Source organism: Herbiconiux sp. A18JL235 (genome assembly GCF_040939305.1).
Lineage (GTDB): Bacteria > Actinomycetota > Actinomycetes > Actinomycetales > Microbacteriaceae > Herbiconiux.
The window spans coordinates 2194706-2207334 of sequence record NZ_CP162511.1; the positions used below are offsets into that span (position 1 = coordinate 2194706).

Below are 12629 nucleotides of genomic sequence, written 5' to 3' on the forward strand. Positions count from 1 at the left end.
GATTCTTGCGTGGCCACCGAGAGACAGAACCCCGCACCGATCCCGGTGGAGGAGAGGCTGTTCAGCCTCGTGCTCGCTCTCATCGCCACCGAGTCGGGGCTCACCAAGGCCGACATCCTCTCCACCGTGCAGGGGTACCGGCAGCGCTACGACGCCTCGGGTGAGAACGCGAGCCTGGAACGGCAGTTCGAGCGCGACAAAGACGACATCCGAGAGCTCGGCGTGCCGCTCGAGACCATCGAGACACCGGGTGACCCGGGCAACAACCAGACCCTGCGGTACCGCATACCCCGCACGGCCTACGAGCTGCCCGCCGACATCAGCTTTTCCGACGCCGAGACGACCCTGCTGAACCTCGCCGCCATGGCGTGGCGCGAGGGCTCGCTCTCGCGCGAGTCTCGCCGGGCGCTGCTGAAGCTCCGCTCCATCGGCGTCGAGACGAGCGATCCGGTGCTCGGCTACGCCCCGCGCATCCGCACCCGCGACACCGCCTTCGACCCGCTGAACGACGCGCTCTCGCGCGGGGTGAGCGCGAGCTTCGCCTACCTCAAACCGGGCGACCCGGCGGCGCGTCTGCGCAAGGTGGCGCCGCTCGCCCTGGTGCAGCACCAGGGGCGCTGGCACCTCAAGGCGACCGACCTCGACGTGGGCGAGCCGCGCACCTTCCTGCTCGCCCGCATCGTCGGCCCGGTGCGCCTCGGCCGGCAGCAGGTCGACGTGCCGCCCGGCGACTACGCGGCCCTAGCCCTGCGGGAGCTCGACGCCATCTGGGAGGCGAACGTCGCCGAGCTCGAGGTGCGGGAGGGAACGGATGCGGCGACCCGCCTCGCCGCGCGCCGCGGTGCCGCGGTCGGCGACGACGGGCGCATCCTGCTGCATTTCACCGACGTGAACCTGCTCGCCGACGAGCTCGCGGGCTTCGGGCCCGAGGTGCGGGTGCTCGGCCCTGCCGGGCTGCGCGACGCCGTCGTCGACCGGCTGAGGGCGACCCTGCTCGCTCACGAGGGGGCGCGCTGATGGCGGGCCGGCCGACCTCGGGTCGCCGCACCCCGGCGGGCGACGGCACCGAGGCGTTCTCCTACGCGCAGGACAAGCTCACGTTCCTGCTCGCGCTCGTGCCCTACCTCATCGACATCGGCCGGGTGTCGGTCGCCGACGCCGCCGCACACTTCCAGGTCTCGGAGCAGCAGATCCGCGACGCCGTGTCGCTCATCGCGGTGTCGGGGGTTCCCGGCGAGACCACCCAGTACCAGCACGGAGACCTCTTCGACATCGCGTGGGACGCTCTGGAGGAGCACGACGAGATCGTCATCACCCACATGGTGGCGCTCGACGACTCGCCGCGCTTCTCGGCCCGCGAGGCCGCAGCACTCATCGCCGGGCTGCAGTACCTGCAGTCGCTGCCCGAGAACATCGACCGGGGCGTCTACTCCTCGCTCATGGACAAGCTCGCCCGTGGTGCCTCCGAACGGCCGAGCCAGGTGGCGGTGGCCTCGGCCGAGACGACGGCCTCGCTCGGCGCCGTGCGCGACGCGGTGGCCAGGGGGCTGCAGCTCGAGTTCGACTACCTCACCTCGCGCGGCTCCCGCGAACGCCGGCGGGTCGACCCGCTGCGCATCGACTCCGACGACGAGGACTGGTACCTGCGCGCCTGGGACCACCTGCGCGAGGCCGTGCGCACCTTCCGCCTCGACCGCATGACCCGCGTCGAAGTCACCGATCGCGCGGTGTCGTCGGCCCACGACGACGTGCCGCTCGGCGACAGCCTGTTCCAGGGCGGAGACGACGACCTCGTCGTCACCATCGAGGTCGCGCCCTCGGCCCTGCCCCTCCTCGGCGAGTACGTCTCGAGCGTCGATCAGCGGGTTCCGGATGCGCGGCCGGGCGACGTCGACCCGGTGCGGGTGCGCATCCGGGTCGCCCACATCCACGGGCTGAAGCGGCTCGTCGCCTCGATGCCGCGCACCGTCACCGTGGTCGAGCCCGCCGAGGCGAGGCAGGCCGTCGTCGACTGGGCCCGCGAGGCGCTCGAGGGCTATCCCGACACCTGATGCCCGTCGGCGGATAGGCTGAGGGCATGCAGTGGTGGGCGTGGCTGATCATCTGGGTCGTTCTGGTGCTCGCGCTCATCGGCATGCTCGCCGGACTCGGCTACCGTCTGTTCGTGAAGGCCAGGGGAGCCCTGCACGCTCTCACCGAGCTCACCGACCAGGTCGCGCGGCTCACCGAGAACGTCGAGAAGCTCGCCGAAGACCACCCCGACCGCGCCATCGTGCAGGGGTACGCCGCGACGGCCAGACGCCATGAGGAGCACCTGGCACTCCGCGCCGAATTGAAGCGAGAGCGCAGAGAAGCGCGGCTGGCTCGGGGTAAACTCCTCATCAGTCCGGAAACCGTCCCCACCCTAAGGAATCAGACCAATGCTCGGTAACCTCAACGGGTGGCACCTGGTCATCATCCTGGTCGTCATCCTCCTCCTGTTCGGCGCGACGAGGCTCCCCGCCCTGTCGAAGAGCCTCGGTCAGTCGATGCGCATCTTCCGCAACGAGACCAAGGCCATGAAGGACGAGAACCAGACCCCGGGCGAGGGCACGACGGGCACCACCGAGGCGGCCGCCACTCCGGTCGCTCCACCCGCGGCGCCCCCGGCAGCACCCACGGCGCCGCCCACCGCGACCCCCGTGGCCCCGGAGCATCCCTCCGACAGTCAGAAGCCCTGAGCCAGGTGGCCGTCAAGTCACCGCGGAAGCCCCGCTCGCGCGACGGTCGGATGTCGCTCGGCGCCCACCTGATCGAACTACGCAAGCGGCTGTTCATCGCCGCGCTCGGTCTCCTCGTGGGAATGATCGCGGGCTTCATCATCTCCGACTTCGTGCTGACCGCGCTCACCCAGCCGATCGCCGACATCGCCGCGCAGCAGGGGCGGGAGGCGAGCCTCAACTTCACCGACGTCTCCTCGGCGTTCGACCTGCGCATTCAGATCGCCTTCACCGTCGGAGTCGTCATCTCGGCACCGGTCTGGCTCTACCAGGTGTTCGCGTTCGTGATGCCGGGCCTGAAGCGCAACGAGAAGCAGTACGCCATCGGCTTCGTCGCCGCCGCCGTGCCGCTGTTCTTCGCCGGCTGCGTCGCCGGCTGGTTCGTGCTGCCGCACATGGTGGTGCTGCTCACGGGCTTCGCACCCGAGGGCACGACGGCCCTCCTCACGGCCCGCGCCTACTACGACTTCGTGCTGAAGCTCGTGCTCGCCATCGGCATCGCCTTCGTGCTGCCGGTGTTCCTCGTCATCCTCAACTTCGCCGGGGTGCTGAGCGCCAAGACGATCCTCAAGTCGTGGCGCATCGCCATCCTCGCCATCACGCTGTTCACCGCGATCGCCACCCCGGCCGCCGACGTCATGTCGATGTTCCTGCTGGCGATCCCCATGCTCGCCCTCTACTTCGGCGCCGCCGGCATAGCGGCGCTCAACGACCGCCGGCGCCGGCGTCGCCAGCAGAGCTTCGACGTCGAGCTGGCCGTCTGATGGCGCGCGCCTCGGGCGCCTCGTCGGTCGACCAGGCGCTGAGCCCGTCGGAGCGCTTCGCCGCGAGCCGCAAGCGGGCCGGGCATCCGCAGGTCGAGATCTTCCGCAGCGGGCTGAGCTTCGACCTCGACCCGTTCCAGATCGAGGCCGCGGGAGCCCTCGAAGACGGCAGGAGCGTGCTGGTCGCGGCGCCCACCGGGGCGGGCAAGACCGTCGTCGCCGAGTTCGCGGTGCACCTCGCCATGCAGTCGGTGCGCGACAAGGTGTTCTACACCGCCCCCATGAAGGCGCTGTCGAACCAGAAGTTCAACGAGTTCGTCGCCGAGTACGGGCCCGACGAGGTGGGGCTGCTCACCGGCGACACGAACATCAACGCCGACGCGCGCATCGTGGTGATGACCACCGAGGTGCTGCGCAACATGCTCTACGCCGACTCGTCGCTGTTGACGAACCTCCGCTTCGTGGTGATGGACGAGGTGCACTACCTCGCCGACAGGTTCCGGGGCGCCGTCTGGGAAGAGGTGATCATCCACCTCCCGCAGAGCGTGAAGCTGGTCTCGCTCTCGGCGACCGTCTCGAACGCCGAGGAGTTCGGCGACTGGCTGCAGGCCGTGCGCGGCGACACCGAGGTGATCGTCTCGGAGGAGCGCCCCGTTCCACTCGACCAGCACGCACTGGTGAAGACCAAGCTGCTCGACCTGTTCGACTCCACCGGGCGGGCGGCGACCAACCGCGTGAACCCCGAGCTCGCCCAGCTGGTGCGCGGAGGAGCCTCCCTCGGCCAGTACGGCAATCGCAGCGGTTCGGGGCGCGGCAAGAACGGCGGCCGGGGACGGGGCGGCCGCGGGGGCGGCCACAGCGGCGGCCACCGACAGTCGTTCGACCGCATGGACCGCCCCGAGGTGGTGGCTCTCCTGCAGGAGCACCGGCTGCTCCCTGCCATCTTCTTCGTCTTCAGCCGCGTGGGCTGCGACCAGGCGGTGAAGCAGGTGCTGCGCGCCGGAGTGCGCCTCACCGACGCCGAGGAGCGCGACGAGATCCGCCGCATCGTCGACGAGCGCTGCCGCACGCTGCGCGACGAAGACCTCGCGGTGCTCGGCTACTGGGAGTGGACCGAGGGCCTCCAGCGCGGGGTCGCCGCCCACCACGCAGGTCTCCTCCCCGCCTTCAAGGAGGTGGTGGAGGAGCTCTACCAGAAGAAGCTCGTGAAGGTCGTGTTCGCCACCGAGACCCTCGCCCTCGGCATCAACATGCCCGCCCGCACCGTCGTGCTCGAAAAGCTCGAGAAGTTCAACGGCGAGGCCCGCGTGTCGATCACCGCGGGGGAGTACACGCAGCTGACCGGCCGCGCCGGCCGCCGCGGCATCGATGTGGAGGGGCACTCCGTCATCCAGTGGCGCGAGGGGCTCGACCCGCAGGAGGTCGCCTCCCTGGCCTCGCGGCGCACCTACCCGCTCAACTCGAGCTTCCGCCCCACCTACAACATGGCGGTGAACCTCATCGACCAGTTCGGCCGGCCCCGCACGCGCGAGGTGCTGGAGTCGTCGTTCGCGCAGTTCCAGGCCGACCGCGCCGTCGTCGACCTGGCGCGCAAGGTGCGCCAGCAGGAGGAGTCGCTGGCGGGCTTCGAGAAGGCGATGACCTGTCACCTCGGCGACTTCAGGGAGTACGCGCGCATCCGTCGTGAGCTCACCGACCTCGAGCGCTCCGGCGCCGGCAAGGCCGACACCCTCTCCCGCGCCGACCGCGACAAGCGGCAGCGCCGCATCGCCGGGCTGCGGCAGCAGCTGCGCTCGCACCCCGTGCACGGCTGCAAAGACCGCGAGGCGCACGCCCGCTGGGCCGAGCGCTGGTTCACGCTGAAGCGCGACACCGACCGGCTCACCCAGCAGATCCAGACCCGCACCAACGTCATCGCCAAGGTGTTCGACCGCGTCACCGACGTGCTGCTGCAGCTCGACTACCTCACCACCGACGACCACGGCGCCACCGTGCTCACGCAACACGGGCACACCCTGAAGCGCATCTACGGCGAGCGCGACCTGCTGGTGGCGGAGTGCATCCGTCAGGGCATCTGGCGTGAGCTCGACGCCGCCTCCCTCGCCGCCATCGCCTGTGCGCTGGTGTACGAGCCGCGCCGCGACGAGAACGACATCGCCGAGCGCTACCTGCCGCGCGGCGCCTTCCGGGTCGCCCTCGACAAGACGCAGACCCTGTGGGCGACCGTCGACGACATCGAACGCGAGCACCGCCTGCCCGGCACCGAGGCACCCGCCATCGGCCTCAGCACCGCGATGCACCGCTGGGCGCGCGGCGCCGGACTCGACGAGGTGCTCGACGAGGCCGACATGGCCGCCGGCGACTTCGTGCGCTGGTCGAAGCAGACCATCGACCTCCTCGACCAGCTGCAGGGCACACCGGATGCGCGGCTCGCCGCCACGGCACGCTCCGCCATCGACGCGGTGCGCCGCGGCATCGTCGCCTACTCCTCCGTCGCATGAAGCCCGTCATGCCGATCTGGCTCGCGCTGGTCGCCGCCGTGGGCGCCGGGATCGCCTACGACGCCGGCTATCCCGACAAGGGCTGGTGGCCGCTCACACCGCTCGCCGTCGCCCTCATCCTCACCACTCTCATCGGCCGCACCTGGGGCAAGGCGTTTGTCATCGGGCTGGTCACCGGGGCGACCTTCTGGGGCGTCCACATCTTCTGGCTCACGCTGTACCTCGGGCCGGTGCCGTGGCTCGGTCTCACCGGCTTCGAGGCGGTCTACTTCGGATTGGGTGCGCTCCTCATCGCCCTGGTCTACCGCCGGGCCGAGCGCACCTGGCCGACCGTGCGGTCGCGCCTTCTCTGGCTGCCGATCGTCGTGGCCGGGCTGTGGACGCTGCGCGAGGGGGTCAACGCGATCTTCCCCTACGGCGGCTTCTCGTGGGGCCGGGTCGCCATGTCGCAGTCGCAGTCGCCGTTCACCGACCTGGTGGCCTGGGTGGGAATGTCGGGCCTCAGCTTCCTGCTGGTGTGGCTCGCCGCCTTCGGGGTGCAGCTGGTGCGGGAGAAGGGGCTCGCCGTCTCGACCCGCGCGCTGGCGGGGGCGGCGGCCGTCGCGGCGCTGCTCGCCGTTCCCGCCTGGGTGACCCCCGCATCCGGAACCTCGCGCATCGGCGCCGCCCAGGGCAACTCGAACGCCGGCCTGTTCGCGGTGCACGAGTGGGGCGACATCTTGAGCGACCACGCCAGCGCCTCGCTCGCCCTCGAGGGCGAGAAGCTCGACGTGCTGGTGTGGCCCGAGAACGCCTCCGACCTCGACCCGGCGCGCTACGAGGTCGCCGCCCAGACTCTCGACGCGGTGAGCGAGCGGCTCGGGGGAGTGCCCATCGTCACGGGCACCATCCAGCAGCGGGGCGACAAGGTGTACAACACCTCGCTGCTCTGGCAGAACGGGCAGATCACCGACCACTACGACAAGCGGCACCCCGTGCCGTTCGCGGAATGGATGCCGAACCGCGAGTTCTTCAGGGCGCTCGCACCCGAGCTGGTCGACCTCGTCACCCGCGACTACACCTTCGGCACCACCGACCTCACCTTCGACATCGACGGGCTGATCGCCGGGATCTCGATCTGCTTCGACATCACCGACGACGCGGTGATGCGCTCGATGAGCGACGAGGGCGCCCAGGTGATCTTCGCGCAGACCAACAACGCCGACTTCGGGCAGACCGACGAGAACCTGCAGCAGCTGGCCATCGCGCGCCTGCGTGCGGTGGAGTTCGGCCGCAGCGTGGTGAACATCTCGACGGTCGGCACCAGCCAGATCATCGCACCCGACGGCTCGACCATCACGGGAATCCCCGCCTACCAGGCCGGCGCCATGGTCGCCGACGTGCCGCTCGGTACCCAGCCCACGCCCGCCGCGATCATCGGCTTCCAGATCGAGTGGCTGGTGGCGGGTCTCGGGCTCGCCGGGCTCGTGCTGTCGTTCACCACACGCCGCACACAGCAGAACGCCGCCCCGGCCTTCTGATCGTGGCGGCGTTCTGCGGTGTGACCGGCGTCGCGCCGAGCACCCGCCGGTGGCGCGGCTAGGCGCCGATCTTCTGCGTGCCGCGACGGGCGCGCAGGTACTGGAGCCGCTCTTCGAGCAACTCCTCGAGCTCGGCGCGGGTGCGGCGCTCGAGCAACATGTCCCAGTGGCTGCGGGGCGTCTTCGCGTCGGCGTGGTCGACCGTCACCGGCTCAGACCCCACCATCAGCGTCGCCTCGTGGCTGCAGTACTTGCACTCCCACGTCTCCGGGGCCTCGGCCTCGGCCGAGAACACCATCTCGGTGTCGCGGCCACAGGTCGCGCACCGGTACGTGTGAGTCGTTCGGGGTGAGAATACGACACCCTCTTCGCTCTGCAGGCTTTGTGCGCCCAGACGCATTCCGCGCAAACTGCGATCTGCCATTGTGTGGTCTCCTCTCGCATTGCTTCGAACTTTATAAACCGTCGAACGGAGCGGATCCTTTCCGAAGCCGGGTATTGCCAGTACTCTCTCAGCGAAGTTGACTAGATCCCCCTTCGGGGGACACGGAGCGCCCGGCGACGAGCTCGAGCATGAGGTCGGCGCGGTCGCTGACGATGCCGTCGACGCCTCGGTCGAGCAGCTGTCGGGCGAGATCGACGTCATTGATCGTCCACACGTGCACCTCGACGCCCGCTCGATGGAACCCGCGCACGGTGCGGGCGGTCGTCGTCTTGAGGGGACCTGCCTCCATCGGCATCTGAACGGCGTCGACACCCCGGAGCACGAGCCGCGCCAGGGGCGTGAGCCCGACCTTGATGAGCAGGAGGGCGGTGACGAAGCCGGGGGCGGAGGCGGAGCTCGCCGCTCCCGGTACGACGCGCAGGGCTGCACGACGGCGTCTGGTCGAGAAGGAGGTGATGAGCACCCGGTCGGTGGCACCGGCGGCCAGCACGGCGCGTGCGGCGGGCTCGGCGACCTCGGGCGACTTGACGTCGATGTTGAACCGGGCCCCGGGGAAGGCCTCGAGCGCTTCGAGCAGCGTGGGGAACCGGGCGCCCCCGCCCAGGTCGATCTGCCGCAGCTCGTCGAGGGTGAGGGAGTCGACGCGGTCGGGGCGCCCGGCGATGCGCTCGAGGGTCGGGTCGTGGCACACCACGGCAACACCGTCGGCCGAGACGTTCACGTCGGTCTCGAGGTACACCGCACCGGCGTCGAGGGCCGCCCGGAACGCGTCGAGGGTGTTCTCGACGGTGTCCACGGCGAGGCCCCGGTGGGCGAGCACGCGGGGGGCGGGCGGCGCGAAGTACGGGCGCCGCTCGCGGTCAGCCCGCGGTGGGCGGGCCATCGGCCCGGCCGGTCTCCGGGTCGTGCTGCTCGGATGCGGTCGTGGGGTCGAGCGTGGTCGCGGCAGGCGGCGCGGCGTCGGGCGCGGTCGCGCCCAGCCCGTCCGTGGCGCTGCGCGACTCCTGCTCGGCCGCCCGCATCTCCTGCTCCGCCCGGCGCACGTCGTGCTCCGAGACGATGCTCTCGGTGGGCGCGTTCGCCGCAGCGCGCTCGGCGCGCCCGCTCGCCCCGGGCTGCACGGCTCCACCCAGCGCCCCTCCGATGCCCTTCAGCGCCTCGGTGAGCTCGCTCGGGATGACCCAGAGCTTGTTGGCCGACCCCTCGGCGATCTTCGGCAGCGTCTGCAGGTACTGGTAGGCGAGAAGCAGGTTGTCGGGCTCGCCGCGATGGATCGCCCCGAACACCGTCGTGATGGCCTCCGCCTCACCCTGGGCTCGCAGCACCTGGGCCTTCGCGTCACCCTCCGCCCGGAGGATCTCGGCCTGCCGGTGGCCCTCCGCCTCGAGGATCGCCGACTGCTTGGTGCCCTCCGCGGTGAGGATGACCGCGCGGCGCTCCCGCTCGGCGCGCATCTGCTTCTCCATCGAGTCCTGGATGGACGCCGGCGGGTCGATCGCCTTGAGTTCCACCCGCGAGACCCTGATTCCCCACTTTCCGGTCGCCTCGTCGAGCACGATGCGCAGCTGACCGTTGATCTCGTCGCGGCTGGTCAGGGCCTCCTCGAGATTGAGCCCGCCCACGACGTTGCGAAGTGTCGTGGTGGCGAGCTGCTCCACCGCCCCGAGGTAGTTCGAGATCTCGTAGGTGGCAGCCCGCGCATCCGTCACCTGGAAGAACACGACGGTGTCGATCGAGACCACGAGGTTGTCTTCGGTGATCACCGGTTGCGGCGGGAACGACACCACCTGTTCACGCAGATCGATGAGGGGGCGGAGCCTGTCGATGAACGGCACCAGGATGTTGAGGCCGGGCATGAGTGTCTTGTGATAGCGGCCGAGCCGCTCCACCACGCCCGCGCGGGCCTGCGGGATGATGCGCACCGACCGCGCCACCACCACGATCACGAACACCACGATGATGATGAGGACGATGACGAGGATCACCTGTCCGACGACGTCGTTCATGCGATGGGCTCCTTCGGTTCGGTGCGGCCGGCGGGAACCACGATGGCGGTGGCGCCGTCGATGGCGGTGACGAGCACGCGCTCGCCACGGGGGAGGTCGCGGATGTCGGCGGCAGGGGACACCCGTGCCGTCCAGGTGTCGCCGTTGGCGAGCTTGACGTGGCCGGCCGTCGAGGTGACCTGGTCGAGCACGAGACCCTCGAGGCCGAGCAGTGCGTCGACGTTGCTCTTCGCCGGATCGCCGCCGCGCTTCAGACGTCGCAGCAGCGGGGGCCGGAGGGTGAGCAGCAGGAGGAGCGACAGCACCGCGGCGACGACGATCTGGTAGTACCAGGGCACGCCGAGCGCCCCGGCGATGAGCCCGCCCAGACTGCCGATGGCGATCATGAGGAAAGTGAACTCGAGGGTGAGCATCTCGATCACGATGAACAGGAGGATGAGCCCCAGCCAGAAGATCCAGGCGTAGGAGTCGAGGAATTCGAGCATCGGCGTTCTCCTCTCACCGTCATCGGGACCACGGCCCGAGCGTTGATCGTCTTCCTCCGACGCTAGCAGGGTTGCCCCCGGCGCGGCTCGTCTCCCGGGTGCTTGGTAGTCTCGGAAGGTCGTTCCGATCCTCGAGGAGTTCTCCGTGCCCAATCCACTCGCCCCCGGTTCCCTCGCAGGCAAGCGCGCCCTGGTCACCGGCTCCTCGCGCGGCATCGGCGCCGACACCGTGGGCTACTTCGCCGAAGCCGGCGCCTCCGTGGTCATCAACTACCGCAACAAGGAGGCGCGCGCGGCGAAGCTCGCGAACAGCATCCGGGAGGCCGGCGACTCGGCCGTCGTCGTGGGCGCCGACCTCACCGATCAGGACTCGGTCGCCGCCATGTTCGACCGGGTGCAGGCCGAGCTCGGCGGGCTCGACGTGCTCGTGCTGAACGCCTCGGGCGGCATGGAGAGCGGCATGGCCGCCGACTACGCGATGCAGCTGAACCGCGACGCCCAGGTGAACGTGCTGACCGCCGCCCTGCCGCTGCTCGCCCCGGGATCGCGCATCGTGTTCGTCACGAGCCACCAGGCCCACTTCATCAAGACCACCCCGACCATGCCCGAGTACGAGCAGGTCGCCCTCTCCAAGCGCGCCGGCGAAGACGCGCTGCGCGCCCTCATCCCGAAACTCGACGAGCTCGGCATCGAGTTCGTCGTGGTGTCGGGCGACATGATCGAGGGCACCATCACGGCGACCCTCCTCGAGCGCGCCAACCCCGGGGCCATCGGTGCCCGCAAGGAGGCCGCCGGCCGCCTGTACAACGTGAGCGAGTTCGCGGCCGAGGTCGCCGCGGCCGCCGTCGAGCCCGTCCCCGCCGACCACACCCGCTACGTGGGCGACGTCTCCGACTTCGGCGGCGCCTCCTCGTGAGCGGGGCCGCCGACGCGGCCGTGCCGCAGGGCGACGTGATCCTCAAGTCGCGCGTGCTGCTGCTCGACCGCGACGGTGCCACCCTGCTGTTCTTCACGCGAGCCAATGTGGCCGCGCATCCGACCCGCTGGTTGACCCCCGGCGGTCATCTCGAACCGGGGGAGACCCACGCCGAAGCCGCGGTGCGGGAACTGCGCGAGGAGACCGGACTCGTCGTCGATGGCGTGGGCGAGCCGGTCTGGGCGCGCGATTTCGTGGCGGAACCCGCATCCGGCGTCTTCCGCGACTACCACGAGGAGTGGTACCTGCTCACCGTCGACCGCTTCTACCCCGTCGACGCCGAGTGGACACCCGAGGAGCGCGTCGACATCGAGGCGTGGCGGTGGTGGAACGTCGACGAGCTCGAGCAGACCACGGATGCCTTGGAGCCGCTCGAGCTCGTCGAGGTGGTGCGGAGGCTGGCGGCCGGTTAGGCGCGCTTGGGCGCCTTGCCGAGCGTGACGGCGGTGATCGCCGACATGATGCCGGTGACGATGAGCAGGATGCCCGTGAACAGCACCAGGATTCCGATCGACTCGAGCGGCAGGAAGATCACGATGATTCCGGCGACCACCGACACGACGCCGAGGATGGTACCGAACCACTGCGAGGAGTCCTTCGCGGTCTCGATGACGGCCATGACGCCCTCGATGATCCAGGAGAAGCCGATGACCAGCGCGAGTGCCACGAGCGACACGACGGGGTTGCGGATGGCCACGACGCCCGCCACGATGAGCAGCACACCGAGGATGATCTGCAGCGCCCTGATGCCTCCCGTCACCGAGTTGTTCACGATGCCCTGCACGATGCGCACGAGGCCGACGATCCAGAAGTAGAGCGCGAACAGGAACGCGATGGTGTAGACGATCGCGTCGGGGTTGTTGAACGACAGCACCAGCACCACGATGCCCAGCACGAGCGACAGGATCGCACGGATCCACAGACCGCCCTTCAGCCAGCGCAGCGCCGCCGCACTGATGTCGCCCTGGAACAGCCAGAAGCCGCCGGCCGGGTCGGTGTTCGTCGTCGTCGTCATGGGCTCCCCCTCGTGCGGGCCGGTCACGGCGACCGGCGTGTTCTCTCGGCTCCGAATCTAGCGGTTGCTGGCCGTCGCATGTGAGTCAGCCGTGACGACGCGCCGAAGCCCGGCGGGTGTCGGTGGCGTCGCCTACTCTCGGCAGTGAGCAATCGTCA

At 69.9% G+C, this 12629-nt stretch carries 14 protein-coding genes; 9 read left to right on the forward strand and 5 right to left on the reverse strand.

Going from position 1 to position 12629, the window contains the following annotated elements; translation table 11 throughout:
* Nucleotides 1–9: 9 nt before the first annotated feature.
* From ABFY20_RS10195 to lnt, 7 genes are read left to right on the forward strand one after another with little or no spacing between them, the layout of a single operon-like run.
* Nucleotides 10–1017: a helix-turn-helix transcriptional regulator gene (locus ABFY20_RS10195; protein ID WP_368496141.1), complete on the forward strand. Its 1008-nt coding sequence runs from the start codon at nt 10–12 to the stop codon at nt 1015–1017.
* A complete protein-coding gene (locus ABFY20_RS10200; protein WP_368496142.1) occupies nt 1017–2051 on the forward strand; it encodes a helix-turn-helix transcriptional regulator in 1035 nt (344 codons plus the stop codon). Before ABFY20_RS10195 ends, ABFY20_RS10200 begins: the two co-directional genes overlap by 1 nt.
* 26 nt (nt 2052–2077) lie before the next feature.
* Entirely contained in the window at nt 2078–2431 is a 354-nt protein-coding gene (locus ABFY20_RS10205; protein ID WP_368496143.1) for a hypothetical protein, read from the forward strand.
* On the forward strand, nt 2421–2720 hold the full coding sequence (gene tatA / locus ABFY20_RS10210; RefSeq protein ID WP_368496144.1) for a Sec-independent protein translocase subunit TatA: 300 nt from the start codon (nt 2421–2423) through the stop codon (nt 2718–2720). The genes ABFY20_RS10205 and tatA overlap by 11 nt, the downstream gene beginning before the upstream one ends.
* Nucleotides 2721–2770: 50 nt before the next feature.
* Nucleotides 2771–3523 carry a twin-arginine translocase subunit TatC gene (gene tatC, locus ABFY20_RS10215; RefSeq protein ID WP_171704773.1) on the forward strand — a complete coding sequence of 251 codons (753 nt, stop codon included), beginning with the start codon at nt 2771–2773 and terminating at the stop codon, nt 3521–3523.
* Nucleotides 3523–6024, forward strand: a complete 2502-nt coding sequence (locus ABFY20_RS10220; RefSeq protein WP_368496145.1) for a DEAD/DEAH box helicase — start codon at nt 3523–3525, stop codon at nt 6022–6024. Before tatC ends, ABFY20_RS10220 begins: the two co-directional genes overlap by 1 nt.
* An 8-nt stretch (nt 6025–6032) precedes the next feature.
* Nucleotides 6033–7544, forward strand: coding sequence for an apolipoprotein N-acyltransferase (lnt, locus tag ABFY20_RS10225; RefSeq protein WP_368496146.1), 1512 nt, complete (start codon nt 6033–6035; stop codon nt 7542–7544).
* Nucleotides 7545–7602: 58 nt separating this feature from the next.
* Here the strand turns inward: lnt and ABFY20_RS10230 are convergent, their stop codons facing one another.
* From ABFY20_RS10230 to ABFY20_RS10245, 4 genes are all read right to left on the reverse strand, one after another.
* Nucleotides 7603–7968, reverse strand: coding sequence for an RNA polymerase-binding protein RbpA (locus ABFY20_RS10230; protein WP_171704771.1), 366 nt, complete (start codon nt 7966–7968; stop codon nt 7603–7605).
* Nucleotides 7969–8056: 88 nt separating this feature from the next.
* Nucleotides 8057–8872, reverse strand: coding sequence for a glycerophosphodiester phosphodiesterase family protein (locus tag ABFY20_RS10235; RefSeq protein WP_368496147.1), 816 nt, complete (start codon nt 8870–8872; stop codon nt 8057–8059).
* Nucleotides 8850–9995: an SPFH domain-containing protein gene (locus tag ABFY20_RS10240; protein ID WP_368496148.1), complete on the reverse strand. Its 1146-nt coding sequence runs from the start codon at nt 9993–9995 to the stop codon at nt 8850–8852. Before ABFY20_RS10240 ends, ABFY20_RS10235 begins: the two co-directional genes overlap by 23 nt.
* Nucleotides 9992–10480 carry an NfeD family protein gene (locus ABFY20_RS10245; protein WP_368496149.1) on the reverse strand — a complete coding sequence of 163 codons (489 nt, stop codon included), beginning with the start codon at nt 10478–10480 and terminating at the stop codon, nt 9992–9994. Before ABFY20_RS10245 ends, ABFY20_RS10240 begins: the two co-directional genes overlap by 4 nt.
* A gap of 145 nt (nt 10481–10625) precedes the next feature.
* Here ABFY20_RS10245 and ABFY20_RS10250 point away from each other — a divergent pair, with 145 nt between their 5' ends.
* Entirely contained in the window at nt 10626–11396 is a 771-nt protein-coding gene (locus ABFY20_RS10250; protein ID WP_368496150.1) for an SDR family oxidoreductase, read from the forward strand.
* Nucleotides 11393–11869, forward strand: coding sequence for an NUDIX hydrolase (locus ABFY20_RS10255; protein ID WP_368496151.1), 477 nt, complete (start codon nt 11393–11395; stop codon nt 11867–11869). The genes ABFY20_RS10250 and ABFY20_RS10255 overlap by 4 nt, the downstream gene beginning before the upstream one ends.
* Here the strand turns inward: ABFY20_RS10255 and ABFY20_RS10260 are convergent.
* Complete coding sequence (locus ABFY20_RS10260; protein WP_368496152.1) at nt 11866–12471, reverse strand: HdeD family acid-resistance protein; 606 nt, start codon at nt 12469–12471, stop codon at nt 11866–11868. The genes ABFY20_RS10255 and ABFY20_RS10260 overlap by 4 nt on opposite strands.
* Nucleotides 12472–12629: the final 158 nt, after the last annotated feature.

Bases quoted from the DNA above. Each gene is read 5' to 3' on its own strand.
- ABFY20_RS10230 (WP_171704771.1), bottom strand. From the start codon at position 7,968: ATGGCAGATCGCAGTTTGCGCGGAATGCGTCTGGGCGCACAAAGCCTG.
- ABFY20_RS10205 (WP_368496143.1), top strand. From the start codon at position 2,078: ATGCAGTGGTGGGCGTGGCTGATCATCTGGGTCGTTCTGGTGCTCGCG.
- lnt (WP_368496146.1), top strand. From the start codon at position 6,033: ATGCCGATCTGGCTCGCGCTGGTCGCCGCCGTGGGCGCCGGGATCGCC.
- tatC (WP_171704773.1), top strand. From the start codon at position 2,771: ATGTCGCTCGGCGCCCACCTGATCGAACTACGCAAGCGGCTGTTCATC.
- ABFY20_RS10245 (WP_368496149.1), bottom strand. From the start codon at position 10,480: ATGCTCGAATTCCTCGACTCCTACGCCTGGATCTTCTGGCTGGGGCTC.
- ABFY20_RS10240 (WP_368496148.1), bottom strand. From the start codon at position 9,995: ATGAACGACGTCGTCGGACAGGTGATCCTCGTCATCGTCCTCATCATC.
- ABFY20_RS10260 (WP_368496152.1), bottom strand. From the start codon at position 12,471: ATGACGACGACGACGAACACCGACCCGGCCGGCGGCTTCTGGCTGTTC.
- tatA (WP_368496144.1), top strand. From the start codon at position 2,421: ATGCTCGGTAACCTCAACGGGTGGCACCTGGTCATCATCCTGGTCGTC.
- ABFY20_RS10220 (WP_368496145.1), top strand. From the start codon at position 3,523: ATGGCGCGCGCCTCGGGCGCCTCGTCGGTCGACCAGGCGCTGAGCCCG.
- ABFY20_RS10235 (WP_368496147.1), bottom strand. From the start codon at position 8,872: ATGGCCCGCCCACCGCGGGCTGACCGCGAGCGGCGCCCGTACTTCGCG.
- ABFY20_RS10200 (WP_368496142.1), top strand. From the start codon at position 1,017: ATGGCGGGCCGGCCGACCTCGGGTCGCCGCACCCCGGCGGGCGACGGC.